General features: G+C 72.2%; 16 protein-coding genes. 10 read left to right on the top strand and 6 right to left on the bottom strand.

What is annotated here, in order from left to right; translation table 11 throughout:
- Positions 1–117 precede the first annotated feature (117 nt).
- The 7 genes from IW256_RS06850 to IW256_RS06820 all read left to right on the top strand — a co-directional run bounded on the left by IW256_RS06850 (position 118) and on the right by IW256_RS06820 (position 7586).
- Positions 118–807, top strand: a complete 690-nt coding sequence (locus IW256_RS06850) for a succinate dehydrogenase cytochrome b subunit (RefSeq protein ID WP_307828766.1) — start codon at positions 118–120, stop codon at positions 805–807.
- A 2-nt stretch (positions 808–809) separates the two neighbouring features.
- Positions 810–2747: a fumarate reductase/succinate dehydrogenase flavoprotein subunit gene (locus IW256_RS06845; RefSeq protein ID WP_197010151.1), complete on the top strand. Its 1938-nt coding sequence runs from the start codon at positions 810–812 to the stop codon at positions 2745–2747.
- Positions 2747–3499, top strand: coding sequence for a succinate dehydrogenase/fumarate reductase iron-sulfur subunit (locus IW256_RS06840; RefSeq protein WP_197010150.1), 753 nt, complete (start codon positions 2747–2749; stop codon positions 3497–3499). The genes IW256_RS06845 and IW256_RS06840 overlap by 1 nt, the downstream gene beginning before the upstream one ends.
- Positions 3500–3659: 160 nt before the next feature.
- The gene (locus IW256_RS06835) at positions 3660–4724 is read left to right on the top strand and encodes a LysR family transcriptional regulator (protein ID WP_197010149.1); all 1065 of its coding nucleotides are present in this window, start codon (positions 3660–3662) and stop codon (positions 4722–4724) included.
- Positions 4725–5056: 332 nt separating this feature from the next.
- Positions 5057–7072, top strand: a complete 2016-nt coding sequence (locus tag IW256_RS06830; RefSeq protein WP_197010148.1) for an AfsR/SARP family transcriptional regulator — start codon at positions 5057–5059, stop codon at positions 7070–7072.
- A complete protein-coding gene (locus IW256_RS06825; protein ID WP_197010147.1) occupies positions 7044–7217 on the top strand; it encodes a hypothetical protein in 174 nt (57 codons plus the stop codon). The genes IW256_RS06830 and IW256_RS06825 overlap by 29 nt, the downstream gene beginning before the upstream one ends.
- Positions 7218–7412: 195 nt before the next feature.
- Positions 7413–7586 carry a hypothetical protein gene (locus IW256_RS06820; RefSeq protein ID WP_197010146.1) on the top strand — a complete coding sequence of 58 codons (174 nt, stop codon included), beginning with the start codon at positions 7413–7415 and terminating at the stop codon, positions 7584–7586.
- Here IW256_RS06820 and IW256_RS06815 read toward each other — a convergent pair.
- Positions 7577–8071: a S26 family signal peptidase gene (locus tag IW256_RS06815; protein WP_197010145.1), complete on the bottom strand. Its 495-nt coding sequence runs from the start codon at positions 8069–8071 to the stop codon at positions 7577–7579. The genes IW256_RS06820 and IW256_RS06815 overlap by 10 nt on opposite strands.
- Positions 8072–8221: 150 nt before the next feature.
- Here IW256_RS06815 and IW256_RS06810 point away from each other — a divergent pair, with 150 nt between their 5' ends.
- From IW256_RS06810 to IW256_RS06800, 3 genes are all read left to right on the top strand, one after another.
- Positions 8222–8764, top strand: coding sequence for a MauE/DoxX family redox-associated membrane protein (locus IW256_RS06810; RefSeq protein ID WP_197010144.1), 543 nt, complete (start codon positions 8222–8224; stop codon positions 8762–8764).
- A 70-nt stretch (positions 8765–8834) separates the two neighbouring features.
- Positions 8835–9368 (top strand): TlpA disulfide reductase family protein, encoded by a 534-nt coding sequence (locus tag IW256_RS06805; protein WP_197010143.1) that lies wholly within the window; start codon positions 8835–8837, stop codon positions 9366–9368.
- Positions 9365–11254, top strand: coding sequence for an ABC transporter ATP-binding protein (locus tag IW256_RS06800; protein WP_197010142.1), 1890 nt, complete (start codon positions 9365–9367; stop codon positions 11252–11254). Before IW256_RS06805 ends, IW256_RS06800 begins: the two co-directional genes overlap by 4 nt.
- 54 nt (positions 11255–11308) lie before the next feature.
- Here IW256_RS06800 and IW256_RS06795 read toward each other — a convergent pair whose 3' ends face one another.
- The 5 genes from IW256_RS06795 to IW256_RS06775 all read right to left on the bottom strand — a co-directional run bounded on the left by IW256_RS06795 (position 11309) and on the right by IW256_RS06775 (position 16904).
- Positions 11309–12061 (bottom strand): Crp/Fnr family transcriptional regulator, encoded by a 753-nt coding sequence (locus IW256_RS06795; protein ID WP_197010141.1) that lies wholly within the window; start codon positions 12059–12061, stop codon positions 11309–11311.
- Between the two features lie 355 nt (positions 12062–12416).
- Complete coding sequence (locus tag IW256_RS06790; protein WP_197010140.1) at positions 12417–13187, bottom strand: succinate dehydrogenase/fumarate reductase iron-sulfur subunit; 771 nt, start codon at positions 13185–13187, stop codon at positions 12417–12419.
- Positions 13187–15124 carry a fumarate reductase/succinate dehydrogenase flavoprotein subunit gene (locus tag IW256_RS06785; protein ID WP_197010139.1) on the bottom strand — a complete coding sequence of 646 codons (1938 nt, stop codon included), beginning with the start codon at positions 15122–15124 and terminating at the stop codon, positions 13187–13189. Before IW256_RS06785 ends, IW256_RS06790 begins: the two co-directional genes overlap by 1 nt.
- A gap of 15 nt (positions 15125–15139) precedes the next feature.
- Positions 15140–15943: a hypothetical protein gene (locus IW256_RS06780; protein WP_197010138.1), complete on the bottom strand. Its 804-nt coding sequence runs from the start codon at positions 15941–15943 to the stop codon at positions 15140–15142.
- 424 nt (positions 15944–16367) lie between these two features.
- Positions 16368–16904: a helix-turn-helix domain-containing protein gene (locus IW256_RS06775; protein ID WP_307828765.1), complete on the bottom strand. Its 537-nt coding sequence runs from the start codon at positions 16902–16904 to the stop codon at positions 16368–16370.
- Between the last annotated feature and the right edge of the window lie 42 nt (positions 16905–16946).

Here is a 16946-nt window from a genome sequence, read left to right as displayed (position 1 = left end):
CGGACGGCGCGGCGCGCGTCCGGAACGCCTGAACCGCTTTGCCCATAGCCCCGGGCTATGGAAACGAGTGCGCCGATGACTTGGCCCGCCGGAGGCGGGCGGACCTACCGTGCGAACGTGGCTATAGCGATACCTGCGATCTACCGGTCGACCGTCGGCAAGAAGGCGGTCATGGCGGTCAGCGGCGGCGTGCTGGTGCTGTTCCTGGCCGGGCACATGGTCGGCAACCTCAAGATCTTCTTCGGCGCCGAGAGCTTCGACCACTACGCGCACTGGCTGCGCACGGTCGGCGAGCCCGCGGTGCCGTACCGCACGGTGCTGACCGTCACCGAGATCGTGCTGGTCGTGGCGATCCTGCTGCACATGTGGTCGGCGGTGTCGCTGGCCCGCCGCGCCTCCCAGGCCCGCCCGGTGAAGTACCAGGCGAAGAAGAAGTCGCACGCGCAGGGCTACGCCACCCGCACGATGCGGTACGGCGGCGTGATCATCGCGCTGTTCGTGATCTGGCACCTGCTGGACATGACGTTCCTGCTGGTCAACCCCGCCGGCCGGGACGCCACCCCGTACGAGCGGGTCGTCGAGGGCTTCGACCCCTCGCGCTGGTACGTGACCCTCTTCTACGTCGTGGCCGTCCTGCTGGCCGGCCTGCACCTGCGGCACGGGATCTGGAGCGCGTTCCAGTCCCTCGGCCTGCGCACCCCGCGCAACGAGCGGGCGCTGCGCGGGCTGGCCGGCGCGACCGGCGCCCTGATCACCGTCGGGTTCCTGGCCGTGCCCGTCGCCGTCACCTTCGGATGGGTGAGCTGAACATGACCGAGAGCTTCTACCGGCCCGGCGACCCGATCGCCGACGGCAAGGCCCCCGCCGGGCCGATCGCGGACCGCTGGACCACCCGCAAGTTCGAGGCGAAGCTGGTCAACCCGGCCAACAAGCGCAAGAAGAAGATCATCATCATCGGCACCGGACTGGCCGGCGGCTCGGCCGGCGCCACCCTGGGCGAGGCCGGCTACCACGTCGTCCAGTTCTGCTTCCAGGACAGCCCGCGCCGCGCCCACTCGATCGCCGCGCAGGGCGGGATCAACGCCGCCAAGAACTACCGCAACGACGGCGACAGCGTGCACCGGCTGTTCTACGACACGGTCAAGGGCGGCGACTTCCGGGCCCGCGAGTCCAACGTGCACCGGCTCGCCGAGATCTCCACCCAGATCATCGACCAGTGCGTCGCGCAGGGCGTCCCGTTCGCCCGCGAGTACGGCGGGCTGCTGGACAACCGGTCGTTCGGCGGCACCCAGGTCTCCCGCACCTTCTACGCCCGCGGCCAGACCGGGCAGCAGCTGCTGCTGGGCGCCTACCAGGCCCTGATGCGCCAGGTGGACGCCGGGAACGTGGAGCTGTACCCGCGGCACGAGATGCTCGACCTGATCATGGAGGACGGCCGGGCCCGCGGCGTGATCGTCCGCGACCTGATCACCGGTGAGGTCAAGCGGCACACGGCGGACGCGGTGGTGCTGGCCAGCGGCGGCTACGGCAACGTGTACTTCCTGTCCACCAACGCCATGGGGTCCAACGTCACCGCCTCCTGGCGCGCCCACCGGCACGGCGCCTACTTCGCCAACCCCTGCTACACCCAGATCCACCCCACCTGCATCCCGGTCAGCGGCGACCACCAGTCCAAGCTGACGCTGATGTCGGAGTCGCTGCGCAACGACGGCCGCGTGTGGGTGCCGAAGAAGACCGGCGACACGCGCAGGCCGTACGACATCCCCGAGGACGAGCGCGACTACTACCTGGAGCGCATCTACCCCTCGTTCGGCAACCTGGTCCCGCGGGACATCGCCTCCCGCGCCGCCAAGAACGTCTGCGACGAGGGACGCGGCGTCGGCCCCGGCGGGCTGGGCGTCTACCTGGACTTCGCCGACGCGATCGAGCGGCTGGGCCGCAAGACCGTCGAGGCCAAGTACGGCAACCTCTTCGAGATGTACGAGCGGATCACCGGGGAGAACCCCTACGAGACGCCGATGCGCATCTACCCCGCCGTGCACTACACGATGGGCGGCCTGTGGGTGGACTACGACCTGCAGTCCAACGTCCCGGGCCTGTTCGTGATCGGCGAGGCCAACTTCTCCGACCACGGCGCCAACCGACTCGGCGCGTCCGCGCTGATGCAGGGCCTGGCCGACGGCTACTTCGTGCTGCCCAACACCATCGGCGACTACATCGCCCGCAACGACCTCGGCCCGGTGGGCGAGGACGCGGTGCTGGAGGCCGAGACCCGGGTCAGGGACCGGATCGAGCGGCTGCTGTCCATCGACGGCGACCGTTCGGTGGACTCCTTCCACCGCGAGCTCGGCCACATCATGTGGGAGTACTGCGGGATGGAGCGCAGCGAGGAGGGCCTGCGCAAGGCGCTGGAGCTGATCCCGGCGCTGCGCGCGGAGTTCTGGACGCGGGTCAAGGTCACCGGCCGGGGCGAGGAGCTCAACCAGCAGCTGGAGAAGGCCGGCCGGGTGGCCGACTTCCTGGAGCTGGCCGAGCTGATGGTCATCGACGCGCTGCACCGCACCGAGTCCTGCGGCGGCCACTTCCGGGCCGAGAGCCAGGACGAGGACGGCGAGGCCAAGCGCGACGACGAGCACTTCGCGTACGTGGCCGCGTGGGAGTGGGCCGGTGAGGGCGCGCAGCCCGTCCTCCACAAGGAGGCCCTGGAGTTCGAGTACGTCAAGCCGAGCCAGAGGTCGTACAAGTAATGAAGCTGACACTGCGCGTCTGGCGCCAGAAGGGCCCCGGGGACAAGGGCGCGATGGTCGAGTACGCGCTCGACGACATCTCCCCCGACGCCTCGTTCCTGGAGATGCTGGACGTCCTCAACGAGAAGCTGATCGCCGAGGGCGAGGAGCCGGTCGCCTTCGACCACGACTGCCGCGAGGGCATCTGCGGCATGTGCTCGCTGGTCATCAACGGCACCCCGCACGGCCCCGAGCGGGCGACCACCACCTGCCAGCTGCACATGCGCAAGTTCCGCGACGGCGAGGTCATCGACGTCGAGCCGTGGCGGGCCAAGGCGTTCCCGGTGGTCAAGGACCTGGTGGTGGACCGGTCGGCGTTCGACCGGATCATCACCGCCGGCGGGTACATCTCGGCCCCGACCGGCACCGCCCCCGAGGCGCACTCGGTGCCCGTCCCCAAGCCGGACGCCGACCGCGCCTTCGAGGCCGCCGAGTGCATCGGCTGCGGCGCCTGCGTGGCCGCCTGCCCGAACGGGTCGGCCGCGCTGTTCCTCGGCGCGAAGGTCACCCACCTCGGGCTGATGCCGCAGGGCCAGCCGGAGCGCTGGGACCGGGTGGTCGGCATGCTCGAGACCCACGACGAGGAGGGCTTCGGCGGCTGCACCAACACCGGCGAGTGCACCGTCGCCTGCCCCAAGGGCATCCCGCTCGACGTGATCGGCCGGCTCAACCACGACTACCTCAAGGCCACCGCCGGGGGCCGCAAGAAGTAGGCATCGCCAGGAGCGGAGCACCGCGAGGAGCGGGCACCGCGAACGCCGCCGTCCGGGGGCGTCCCGCCGCGTTCGACGCCGGCGGGGCGCCCCCGCCCGCTTTCCGCAGGTGGCATCCCGGCATGAAGTGCCGGATGACCAGGGCCGTACCCTACGGAACGTGCAGTTGCAGCAGCTCGCCTACTTCGTCGCCGTCGCAGAGATCAGGCATTTCACCCATGCGGCCGAGGCGCTGCGGGTGGCTCAGCCGTCCCTGTCCAAGCAGATCCGCGCGCTGGAGGCGGAGCTGGGCGCGTCGCTGTTCAGCCGGGCGCGCGGCAACATCACCCTGACCCCGGCCGGGGAGTCGCTGCTCCCGCTGGCCAAGCGCATCCTGGCCGACGTCGACACCGCCCGGCTGGAGGTCCAGGAGCTGGCCGGGCTGCGGCGCGGGCGGGTGCGGCTGGGGGCCACGCCGTCGCTGTGCGCGGGGCTGCTGGCCGACGTGCTGCGGCGCTTCCACGACACCTACCCCGGCATCCAGCTGCTGGTGGAGGAGGGCGGTTCGCGCGACCTGGTGCGGGAGCTCACCCGGGGGTCCCTCGACCTGGCCCTGGTGATCCTGCCGCTGTCGGGCGACGCCCCGCTGGAGACCACGGCGATCCTGCGCGAGAACCTGGTGGTGGCCTCGCCCGCCCCGGCCCCCGGGGCGCCGGGAACGCCCGCTCCCGGCGGCATGCCGCTGCCGCGCCGTTCCTACCTGCGGATCGAGGACCTGCGGGACCGCCCGCTGGTGATGTTCCGGTCCGGGTACGACCTGCGCGAGGCCACCATCGGGGCCTGCCGGCAGGCGGGCTTCGAGCCCCGGTTCGCGGTGGAGGGCGGCGAGATGGACGCCGTGCTGCGCTTCGTCGAGGTGGGGCTGGGCATCGCCGTCGTCCCCAGCATGGTGCTGGCCGGACGGCCGGGGCTGCGCGGCACCCCGCTGGCCATGGGCGCCCGGCAGGGCGGCGCCGGCCCGGCCGGGCCGGCGGGCGAGGCGCCGGCCGGGACACCGGGCGGGAGACCGCAGCGCGGCGAGCCGGCCCCCGGGCTGCTGCGCACCATCGCGATGGCGCACCGCAAGGACGTGACGCCCACCCATGCCGCCCGCGCTTTCCAGAGCGTGCTGGAGTCGTTCATCCGCGAGGCGTCGGACGCCGGCACGCTGCCGCCCGGCGTCGAGGCCCTGGTGCCGCTGACCTAGGCCGTCGCTTTCACGCGGGCCGCCCGGCCCCTTTCCCCGCCACCCCCGAATACGGATCATTTGTGACGGCGCCGTTCCGGTGCGTCACTCCCATTCCCCTGGACGTTCGAATCATGCCAATCCTATGTTCCTTGTAGGCATCGGGGGATGTCCGAAACAGCAGGGGATTTTCGAGGCATGGTCATGATCTCCCCTTGACCTGACTAATGGCCTGTGATTCCTTCTATCAGGTAGCGCTGCGACGACCGACCGGCAAACGGCCGAAATATGGCCACTGACCGGCATTGAACTCGTGTCTCGGGCCCGACCGGGCCGTCCGGAGTGGAGTCACGTTGCTCAAGTTCCGCGTACTGGGGCCGGTGGACGTGTGCGTGGACGGCGTTCCCGTGCCGCTCCAGGCGACGATGCTGCTGCGCCTGCTCGCCTCGCTGGTGTCCCGCCCCGGCCGGCCGGTCCCGGTCCACGTCCTGGTCGACGCCCTGTGGGGGGACGAGCCCCCGCCCAGCTCCCGCAAGACGCTGCAGGTGTACGTGCGGCGGCTGCGGCAGAAGATCGGCGAGGACGCGCGCATCTCGCACGGCGCCGGGGGCTACGCCCTCGTCGTCGGCCCCCACGAGGTGGACGCCCTCCAGTTCGCCAGGCTCGTCGCCCACGGGCGGAGCGCCCGCCGCCGCGGCGACCTGGAGGGCGCGAGCCTGCAGCTGGGCGAGGCGCTGGCGCTGTGGCGCGGCGCCGCGTACACCGACATCACCGAGGTGCGGCACGTCGCCGACGAGGCGCGCCGGCTGGAGGAGGAACGGCTGTCGGTCCACGAGGAGCTGGCCGGCGTCCACCTCACCCTGGGACGGCACGGCGAGCTGATCGCCGAGCTGCGGGAGCAGGCCGCCGTGCATCCGTACCGGGAACGGCTGCACGCCGCCCTCATGCTGGCGCTGTACCGGCTGGGACGCCAGGCCGAGGCGCTGGAGACCTACCGCCGGGTCAGGACGACCCTGCGCGACGAGCTCGGCGTCGAACCTGGAACGCTCCTACGGCAGGCGCACGAGGCGGTGCTGCAGGGCGGCGACGGCGCGGCGGTCGTGGCCGAGCTGCTCGGCCCGGCGGCGCCGGTGACGCGGCCGGAACCGGCCCGCGAGCGCGAGCGGCCGCCGGTGATGATCTGGCCCTCCGCGCCCGCCCCACCGGCCCCCGTGCCCTGCCAGCTCCCGCCGGACCTGGTCGACTTCACCGGCCGCGAGAACGAGTGCGAGCTGATCCGGCGGGCGCTCGCCGAGCGGCCCCTGCCGGCGACGGCGACGGCGATCGTCACCCTGGCCGGGCCCCCGGGTGTCGGCAAGACGGCGCTGGCCGTCCACGCCGCCCATGACCTGCGGGACCGCTATCCGCACGGCCGCCTCTACGCCGACCTGCGCGGCTCCCACTGCCGGCCCGCCGGTCCGGCCGAGGTGCTGGCGGGGTTCCTGATGGCCCTCGGCACCGCCCCGCACGCGCTGCCGGCGTCCACCGAGGCCCGCGCGGCCCTGCTGCGCAGCGTCCTGGCGGACCGGCGGGTGCTGATGGTCCTGGACGACGCCGCCGACGAGCGGCAGCTCCGGCCGCTGCTCCCCGGCGCCCTCAACTGCGGTGTCCTGGTGACGAGCCGCGGGGTGCTGGGCGGGCTGAGCGCCCAGCGGATGCGGCTGGCCCCGTTCGACTCCCCCACGGCCCGCCTGCTGCTGGCCCGGATCGCCGGGGCCGACCGGGTGGCCGCCGAGCCGGCCGCGGCGGCCGAGATCGTCCGGCTGTGCGGGCACCTGCCGCTGGCGGTGCGGATCGTCGGGGCCCGGCTGGCCGTGCGCGAGCACTGGAGCCTGCGCAGGCTCGCCGACGCCCTGCGGCCCGAGCACCGGCGGCTGGACGAGCTGGCCGCCGCGGACCTGTCGGTCCAGGCCAGCCTCGCCAGCGCCTACCAGCGGCTCAGCCCCGCCGGCCGGCAGGCGTTCCGGATGCTCGGCCGGCTGGCCGGGCCCGAGTTCACCGCCATGGAACCGCTGGCGAAGGCGGGGGCGCCGCCCCTCGCCGTCCGGCAGACCGAGCACTACCTGGACATGCTGGTGGACGCGGGGCTCCTTAGCTCACCGTGCGGCCAGCCGGGCGAGCGTCCCCTCCGCTACCACGTCGACGACCTGGTGCGCCTGTACGCGCGCGTCCAGCTCGACCAGGACCGGCCGCCGCCCTTCGTGCCCTCTTTCCTGCCGCAACCACGGCACAACCTCGCCGCAGTCGGGCCGGGCGATATTCGCGCCACAGGCCCCATCAGGCACTCGGAAGGAGACAGGAATGACTCGCACGTTCACCAAACTCGGTGACAAACTGCTCACCCGGCTGGTCCCCTCGGCGAAGGCATCCGCCGCGTGCTGGACGGAGTACTGCTGCCAGGGCAAGTTCTGCCGCACCTGCTGCTACCACGACCACAGTGGCGAGGTGAGCTGCGGCAGCTTCGACTACTGCTGATCGATCACCGCTGATCGATCCGTCACCGATCACCACGAGCCCGACCCCGGGGACCGCTCCCCGGGGCCGGGCTCCGGCGCGTTCCCGGCCTGCTCGGGCCCTGTCCCCTGCCGCAACCACGGCACAACCTCGCCGCAGTCGGGCCGGGCGATATTCGAACCACAGGCCCCATCAGGCGCCCGGAAGGAGACAGGAATGACTCGCACGTTCACCAAACTCGGTGACAAACTGCTCACCCGGCTGGTCCCCTCGGCGAAGGCATCCGCCGCGTGCTGGACGGAGTACTGCTGCGGGTACAAGTACTGCCGTTACTGCTGCTACCACGACTCGACCGGCGAGACGAACTGCGGTCCCTACGACTACTGCTGATTGATCCGGGTGTCGTGGTCCGCCGCCTCGGCGAGGCGGCGGACCACGACGCCCAGCACGCGGTCGGCGGGCAGGTAGCCCCACTCCCTGGAGTCCTCGCTGACCGGCCCGTCACCGATCACCACGAGCCTGGCCTCGGGGACCACGTCCCCGGGCCGGGCTCCGACGCGTTCCCTGACCTGCTCGGGCACCGGGTCGCCGGGGACCGCGACGACCCGTTTGATGACCCACCGCAGGCGGTGCGGCGCGGGCAGCGGCCCGGTGCGCCACCGGCCGCCCGGCAGCGCGTGCTGGAACACCACCACCTGCCCGGCCGCGAGCCGCCTCGCCCCCGTCCGGCGGATGAGCACCCGGTCCCCCGGCTCGTAGGCCGGCGTCATGCTGGTTCCCTCGACCTCGATCACGGCCAGGCGGCGGCGGGCGGCCCAGAGCGCGGCGGCGGCCAGCAGCACGGCCGGCGGCAGGCAGACGAGCACGTAGAACATCGCGGCGCCTCTCTCCCTCTCTCTCCTGCGGTGCCGCGCATCCTCACGGCCCCCGGTTGCGCCACCGCGCAACCGCGGCGCAACCGCACCGCTGTCACCACGCCCCAGGATGGCGACCGTGTCCCGATGGTCCTGGCGGGGGGAAGGCCCATGTCGAATGTCGTGCTGACGCTTCGCGTGCTGGTGGGCGGGGTGTTCCTCGTCGCCGTGGTGAGCAAGGCGCACGGCCCCGCCTCCTTCGCCCGTTTCGCGGACTCGGTCCGCCAGGTGGCCGCGGTGCCGCGGGGGGCCGCCGCCCCGGTGGCCGCCGGCGTCCTCCTCGCCGAGGCCGCCGTGGTGGTGCTGCTGGCCGTCCCTGGGCCCGTCCCCGCCGGCCCCCTCTCCGAGGGGCTTCTCGCCACCGGCTTCCTCCTGGCCGCCGTGATGCTGGCGGGTTTCTCGGTGGTACTGGCGACCGCGCTGCGCCGGGGTGTCACCTCGTCCTGCCAGTGCTTCGGGGCGAGCGGGGACGGCATCGGCCGCCGGCACGTGGCGCGCAACGGCGCCCTCCTGCTCTGCGCGGTGACGGGCGCCGCCCTGACGCCCGCGGCGGCGGCCGTGACCCCCTTCGCCGCCGTGCTCTGCGTGGCCGCCGCGGCGGCCGCGGTGGCGGCCACCGTGCTGCTGGACGACCTGCTCTACCTCTTCCGCTGACCCTGCCCCCTCCCCCGGAAAGCCCGTCCCCTCCACAGCCCCGTTCCCTCAACAGAAAGGCAGCCCGCCAATGCCCGTCCTCATCGCCGCAGTGATCGTCCTCTTCGCGCTCGTCCTCGTCGACCTGTCGCTCAGCGCCGCGATCATCCGCAAGCTCCGGGTCCTGGAGGCCCGGTCCGCCGGATCGCCACCCGGCGGCCTGGCCCCCGGGACGGCGCCCGGCGAGTTCACCGCGCTCAGCGTCCAGGGCGCGCCGGTCACCTCCGGGGACCTGCGCGGCGAGCAGACCCTGATCGGCTTCTTCAGCTCCGACTGCTCCGGCTGCCTGCCCAAGGCGCCGGTGTTCGCCGAGGTCGCGGCCGAGGCCCGCCGGCAGGGCGTCCGGACGGTCGCCGTGATCGCCGTCATGGAGCGGGGACCGGAGGAACTGGTCGCCGCGCTGGGCGAGGGTCCGACCGTGGTGACCGAGCAGGGCCGGGGCTCGATGGGCCGGGCGTTCGAGATCGGCGCGTTCCCCTGGTTCATGCTCGTGGGCCCGGACGGGACGGTGGCCGCAGGCGGCGGCGACCCCGCCGACTGCCTGAAAGCTGCCGCCCGGGTATGACCGCCCGCCGCCCGCTGCCGCTCGCGCTCGGCCTCGCCTGGCGCTCCGGCCCCCTGCTGACGCTGGCGCTGGTCCTGGCCGCGGTGCTGACCGGCGCGGCCCCGGTGGCGACCGCCTGGCTGACCAAGCTGCTGATCGACCGCCTCGCCACCGGGTCCGGGCCGTCGCCGGCGCTGCTGGCCGTGCTGCTGGCGGTGGCGGGCTCGGCGATGGCGCTGCTGCCGCACTTCGTCCAGTTCGCCCGCCGCGAGCACCAGCGCCGCATCCTGCGGCGCTCCACCGACGAGCTGTTCGCGGCGGTGTGCCGGATGCCGGGACTGGCCCGGCTGGAGGACCCGCGCTTCCACGACCGGCTCAAGCTGGCCCAGCAGTCCGGCCAGGCCGCGCCCCAGATCGTCCTCGACACCGGCCTGGGGATGCTGCGCGGAGCGGTGACGGCGACCGGGTTCCTCGTCGCGATCTGCACGTTCAGCCCCCTGCTGGCGCTGCTCGCGGGCGCCGCCGCCGTGCCCGAGCTGTTCGTCCAGCTGCGGCTCGCCCGGTCGCGGACCCGGATGATGTGGGAGACCACGCCCGCCGAACGCAGGCGGCTGTTCTACCAGACGCTGCTCACCGAGCATCAGGCGGCGAAGGAGATCAGGCTGTTCGGCCTGGGCGGCTTCCTGCGCGGCAGGATGCTGGAGGAGATGGCCACCGAGCACCGGGGCGAGCGGCGGGTGGACGTCGCGGCGTTCCGGGCCGGCGGCGCGCTCACCGCCCTCGGGGCGCTGACCGCGGGCGCCGCGCTGGTGCTGATGGTGCGGGAGATCGCGGCGGGCCGTTCCGGGATCGGCGACCTGGCCGTGCTCACCGCCGCGGTGGCCGGGGTGCAGTCGTCGCTGTCGGGGATCGTCGTCCAGTTCGCCCAGTTCAACGAGTCGCTGATCCTCGTCGGCCACTACGCGCACGTCGTCTCCGCCGAATCCGACCTGCACGAGCCCCCCGGCGGCGGCGCCCCGGTCGAGCCGCTGCGGCGCGGCATCGAGCTGCGTGACGTGTGGTTCCGCTACGACGAGTCCCACCCCTGGGTGCTGCGCGGGGTGACGCTGACCATCCCGTACGGGCGGAGCCTGGCCCTGGTCGGGCTGAACGGGGAGGGCAAGAGCACGATCGTCAAGCTGCTGTGCCGGATGTACGACCCGCAGCGCGGCACCATCACCTGGGACGGCACCGACGTGCGGGAACTGGACGTGGACGCGCTCCGCCGCCGGATCGGCGCGGTCTTCCAGGACTACATGTCCTACGACCTCACCGCCACGGAGAACATCGGGCTCGGCGACCTGGACGCGCTCGACCGGCCCGGCCGGATCGAGGCGGCGGCGCGCTGGGCGGACATCCACGACCGGCTCGAGGCACTGCCCGACGGCTACGCCACGATGCTGTCGCGTTTCTTCGGCTCCGGCCCCGGCGGCGGCACGGGCGTCATGCTGTCGGGCGGCCAGTGGCAGCGGGTCGCCCTCGCCCGGGCGGTGCTCCGGGCCGGGGGCTCGGACCTGCTGATCCTCGACGAGCCCAGCTCCGGGCTGGACCCCGACGCCGAGCACGCCGTCCACGAACGGCTGCGGGCCTACCGGGAGGGGCGCTCCAGCCTGCTGATCTCCCACCGGCTCAACACGGTCCGCGGCGCGGACCACATCGCCGTGCTCTCGGGTGGGCGGGTGGCCGAGGAGGGAAACCACGACGAGCTGATGGACCTGCGCGGCACCTACTTCCGGCTGTTCACCCGGCAGGCGGAGGGCTTCCAGCTCCAGGACGAGTCACAGGACGAGTCCCGGGAGGAGTACCAGGAGGGACCGCCGGCGGTGCCGCCACCGCCGGCCCCGCCGCTCGGTGTCCGCCCCGGCTGACGAGCCCGTAGGGGCCGCCGGCGGGCACCCGCCGTCAGCGGGCGTCAGCAGGCGTCAGCGGGCGTGGCGGCGGAGCGCCTGGAGGTCGTGGACGATCACGCGGCGCCGGCCGGTCTCGATCCAGCCGTGCCGGCGCAGGGTGCCCAGGGCCTTGCTGACCGCCTCGCGGGACGCGCCCACCCAGCCGGCCAGCTCCTCCTGCGACAGGTTGAGGGTGATCTGCACGCTCTTCCCGTCCTCCTGGCCTCCGGGGGACCGCCCCCGGCCACCGGGCCCGCCGGGCGCCGCCGTGCCGGTGGGGCCGTCCGGCCGGGCGTACGGCTCCCCGAACCGTTCGGCCAGCTCCACCAGGCGCTGCGCGACCCGGCCGGTGGCGTCGAACATGCCGAACTCGATCCGCCTGCGGTCGGCGTCCCGCCAGCGTCGGCAGAGCATCTTCATGATCAGGATGGAGACCCGGCCGTGCGCCCGGAGGAAGGACATGAACTCCTCCTCGGTCAGCGCCAGCACCCGGGCCGGCTCCAGCGCGGCGACCGTCGCCGAGCGCGGCAGCCCGTCGATCGCGGCCACCTCGCCCAGCAGCGCCCCCGGCCCGCGCACGTCCAGGAGGGCCTCCCCGCCGTGCTCACGGTCGGAGAACGCCTTGACCCGCCCGAGCAGCAGGACCGCCACCCAGGTGGACCACTCCCCCTCCCGGAACAGCACCTCACCGCGCTCCAGGTTGCGGAACCGGCCGCGCGTTTCAAGGTCGGCGCGTTCCTCCGGGGTGAGCTCGGCGAGGAACGAGCCCGGCTCAAGGGGGCTCATGGGGAACACGCTAAACGAGACACGCAGTCCAGTAACGGGTGACGCAATCACGAAACCATCACGCGTTGTGTGAACTTCTCCCTATTCACATCCGGGCCGGCCGGGTGATGCTGGTCGCGGCGTGTGCGGCCGGCCGGCCGCCCCCTGGAGCCGCGGCGTTCACGGGGAACGGCGGATACGGCGGGAACGGCGGGCGGCGGCGACGGGGGCACGCCGCCCGCCGGCACACGTCCTCTCGCACACCTTCTCCCGCACACTTTCTCCCGCGCACGTCCGTTCGCGCACGTCCACCGGGGCGCTGGGCGCACCGCGGCGGCGACCGGCCCCCGCCGGGAGGGCCGGTCGCGCGGCGGGATCACGCCGAGGGCGTGTCCTGGCCCTTCTTGACGATGCCGAGCTTGGAGCCCAGCCAGACCACCGGGTCGTACCTGCGGCCCGCGACGCGCTCCTTCATCGGGATCAGCGCGTTGTCAGTGATCTTGATGTGCTCGGGGCAGACCTCGGTGCAGCACTTGGTGATGTTGCAGAAGCCCAGCCCGTGGTCCTCCTGCGCGATGTTGCGCCGGTCCGCGACGTCGGCCGGGTGCATCTCCAGCTCGGCGATCCGCATGAGGAAGCGCGGGCCGGCGAACCCCGGCTTGTTCTCCTCGTGGTCGCGGATGACGTGGCAGACGTTGTTGCACAGGAAGCACTCGATGCACTTGCGGAACTCCTGCGAGCGCTCGACGTCCACCTGCTGCATCCGGAACTCGCCCGGCTTGGTGTCCCCCGGGTCGAACGAGGGGATCTGCTGCGCCTTCTCGTAGTTGTACGACACGTCGGTGACCAGGTCGCGGATCACCGGGAAGGTGCGGACCGGGGTGACGGTGATCGTCTCGTCCGGCTCGAAGGTGGACATCCGGGTCATGCACATCAGCCGCGGCATGCCGTTGACCTCGGCGGAACACGATCCGCACTTGCCGGCCTTGCAGTTCCAGCGGACCGCGAGGTCGGGCGCCTGGGTGGCCTGCAGCCGGTGGATGATGTCGAGGACGACCTCGCCCTCGTTCACCTCCACGGTGTAGTCGACCAGCTCGCCCTCGCCCTCGTCACCGCGCCAGACCCGGAACTTGGCGTCGTAGCTCATCAGCTCTTCTCCTCGGTCTCGGCGCCGGCGGCGGCGGGCAGCTCGTCCCCGGTGAGGTACTTCTTCAGCTCGTCGGTCTCGAACAGCGCGAGCAGGTCGTCGCGCATGGGCTCCAGCGGCTGGCGCTTCAGCTCGACCCGCGGGGAGTCGGGGTCGCCCGCCAGCCGGCAGACCAGGTTGACCTTCCGCCACTCCGGCGACATCTGCGGGTGGTCGTCGCGGGTGTGGCCGCCCCGGCTCTCCTGGCGCTCCAGCGCCGCCCGCGCGATCGCCTCCGACACCAGCAGCATGTTGCGCAGGTCGAGCGCCAGGTGCCAGCCCGGGTGGTAGCCGCGGCCGTCGTGCACCGCGACCGGCTCGACGCTGACGTTGGCCACCCGCTCGCGGAGCTTGTCCAGCGCCTCCAGCGCCCGTTCCAGCTCCTCCTCCTTGCGGATGATGCCGACCAGGTCGTTCATCGTCTGCTGGAGCACGGCGTGCACCGCGTAGGGGTTCTCGCCGCCCTCCCGCTCGAACGGGGCGAGGGCCTCGGCGGTGGCCGCCTCGATCTCCTCCTCCGGCACGGCGGGCCGCTCCGGCAGCGCGTCGACGTACTCGGCGGCGCCCAGCCCGGCGCGCCGGCCGAACACCAGCAGGTCGGTCAGCGAGTTGCCGCCCAGCCGGTTGGAGCCGTGCATGCCGCCCGAGCACTCGCCGGCGGCGAACAGCCCGGGGACCAGCGCCGCGCCGGTGTCGGGGTCGACCTCCACGCCGCCCATCACGTAGTGGCAGGTGGGCCCGACCTCCATCGGCTCCTTGGTGATGTCGACGTCGGCCAGTTCCTTGAACTGGTGGTGCATCGCCGGCAGCCGCCGCTTGATCTCCTCGGCGCCGCCCGGCATCCGGTCCACGACCGTGAGGTAGACGCCGCCGGCGGGCGATCCCCGTCCGGCCTTCACCTCGCTGTTGATCGCCCGCGCCACCTCGTCACGCGGCAGCAGCTCGGGGGGCCGCCGGTTGTTGTCGGGGTCGTCGTACCAGCGGTCGGCCTCCTCCGGGGTGGTGGCGTACTGCGCCTTGAACACCTCGGGGATGTACTCGAACATGAACCGCTCGCCGTCGGAGTTCTTCAGCACCCCGCGGTCGCCGCGGACCGACTCGGTGACGAGGATGCCCTTCACCGAGGGCGGCCAGACCATCCCGGTCGGGTGGAACTGGACGAACTCCATGTTCAGCAGCGTCCCGCCCGCCAGCAGCGCCAGGGCGTGCCCGTCCCCGGTGTACTCCCAGGAGTTGGAGGTGACCTTGAACGCCTTGCCGATGCCGCCGGTCGCCAGCACCACCGCGGGCGCCTCGAAGACCACGAACTTCCCGGTCTCGCGGACGTAGGCGAACGCCCCGCAGATCTTGCCGGAGGAGTCCAGCAGCAGCCGGGTCACGGTGGTCTCGGCCCACACCTTGAGCCGCGCGTCGTAGTCGCCGTGCTCGCGGTGGTCCTCCTGCTGGAGCGCGACGATCTTCTGCTGCGCGGTCCGGATCAGCTCCAGGCCGGTGCGGTCGCCGACGTGCGCCAGCCGCGGGTACTCGTGCCCGCCGAAGTTGCGCTGGCTGATCTTGCCGTCCTTGGTGCGGTCGAACAGCGCGCCCCAGTGCTCCAGCTCCCAGACCCGGTCCGGGGCCTCCTTGGCGTGCAGTTCGGCCATCCGCCAGTTGTTGAGGAACTTGCCGCCGCGCATGGTGTCACGGAAGTGCACCTGCCAGTTGTCGTTGGGGTTGACGTTCCCCATCGCGGCCGCGGCGCCGCCCTCCGCCATCACCGTGTGCGCCTTGCCGAACAGCGACTTGGAGATGATCGCGGTCTTCTTGCCCTGGAGCCGCGCCTCGATCGCCGCGCGCAGCCCGGCACCGCCGGCGCCGATCACCACGACGTCGTACGAGTGCCTCTCGATCCCAGTCATGATCTACAGGCCCCCTCAGTTGTAGAAGCGCAGGTCGGAAATGGTGCCGCTGGCCACCAGCGTGATGTACAGGTCGGCCACCACGAGCGAGCCCAGCGTGATCAGGGCGTACTGCCCGTGCCGCTGGTTGAGCTTGGAGACCTGGCCCCACATCCAGTATCGGACGGGGTGCTTGGAGAAGTTCTTCAGCCGCCCGCCGACGATGTGCCGGCAGGAGTGGCACGACAGCGTGTAGGCCCACAGCAGGATCACGTTGACGACCAGGATCACCGTGCCGAGCCCGATCCCGAAGCCGCCGTCCTTGCCGTGGAAGGCCAGCACCGCGTCCCAGGTGTTGATCAGCGAGATGAGGAACGCGGCCACCCAGAAGTAGCGGTGCAGGTTCTGGCCGATCAGGGGGAACCGGCGCTCGCCGGTGTACTTCTTGTGCGGCTCGGCCACCCCGCACGCGGGCGGCGACGCCCAGTACGAGCGGTAGTACGCCTTGCGGTAGTAGTAGCAGGTCAGCCGGAACAGCAGCAGGAACGGCAGGGACACCGCGGCGAACGGGATCCATCCCCTGGTCTCGGCCGGCAGGAACGTGCCGAACTCCGCCGCGTCGCCACAGATCTCGTTCACGCAGGGCGAGTAGAACGGCGACAGGTAGTGGTACTCCGGGACGTAGAAGGCGGAACCCCAGAACGCGCGCACCGTCGCGTACGCCACCCACGCCGTGAAGATCACCAGCGTGGTGATGGGATAGATCCGCCAGTTGTCCTTGCGAAGCGTGCGTTCCTTGATCTGGGCGCGCGCCTTGCCCGGCGCCTCCACAGTGCTCATCGTTCGCTCTCCTGAGCTCGGGTCATCGGGTCCCCGTACCACGGTCGAACGCACATCCGCCGCCGTCGCGCGCCGTCGCGCCATCGCGTCGCAGCCGGTGACGCCTCGTGTGCGTTTCCAGCGAAGCGACCCTACGCCACGTACATAACGCTGTGACATACATAACAGGGAGGCCCTCATGTGAGCCTGACCACAGGTTATGCCTTCTTTCGGACCCTCTGCCGGGGTCGGACGCCGACGACCTGTCCCTATTGCCGGGAGGAATCGAGACGAGCGCGCACGGGCATGACCGGATCATCGCCCTCCCGCGGATATGAGGGGTCCACTCAGTGTCCGCTCAGCGCCCGCCGCTCACTGCCCGCCTCGTGCAGTTCCGTGTCCGTTCCGTGTCCGCTCGGTGTCACTCGGTGCCGCTCGGTGTCACTCAGTGCCCGAGGACGCGGGCGAGGTGCGCCTCGGCCTCGCTCGTACGGCCGTTGCCGTACACCCGGAGCACCTCGGCCAGCTCGGGGTGGGAGGCGTCGATCAGCCGGGCCGCGTCCTCGATCTCGCTCGCGGAGGCGACGCTGCGCAGGAGGGCCTGGAGCGCCCGCGCCGGGGACCTCGCCGGGACGCGCTCGGCGGTCACCCGGGCGCCGGAACTGGTGGCCGCGGTCTCGCCCCGGATTCGGCCGAGGCGCTCCCTGACCTCGGCTGCCGGGAGCCCGTCGAAGCCCGGATCGGCGGCGAGTTCCTCGGCCGCGACCAGCCGGTGCAGCACCGCCGGGTTGCTGATCTTCGCGCGCTGGCCCGACATGAGCTGCGACAGCATCGGCGCCGACAGGCCCAGCACCCCGGCCAGCCCCGACTGGGACAGCCCGAGGCGGTCCAGGAGGCGGCGGAGGCGGTCGCCCAGGGGCTCGCCGTACCACTCCGTCTGCAGCGCCCGGTTCCGAGTGACGGTGTCCTCGGCGACGCTCACGTGGAACCCCCTTGACGATTCGCACTTGCAAACACTAGGTTC

Origin of the sequence: Actinomadura viridis (genome assembly GCF_015751755.1) — a bacterium.
Lineage (GTDB): Bacteria > Actinomycetota > Actinomycetes > Streptosporangiales > Streptosporangiaceae > Spirillospora > Spirillospora viridis.
The sequence above is the reverse complement of the archived record's forward strand: the minus strand, read 5'-3'. Positions and strand labels throughout refer to the sequence as shown.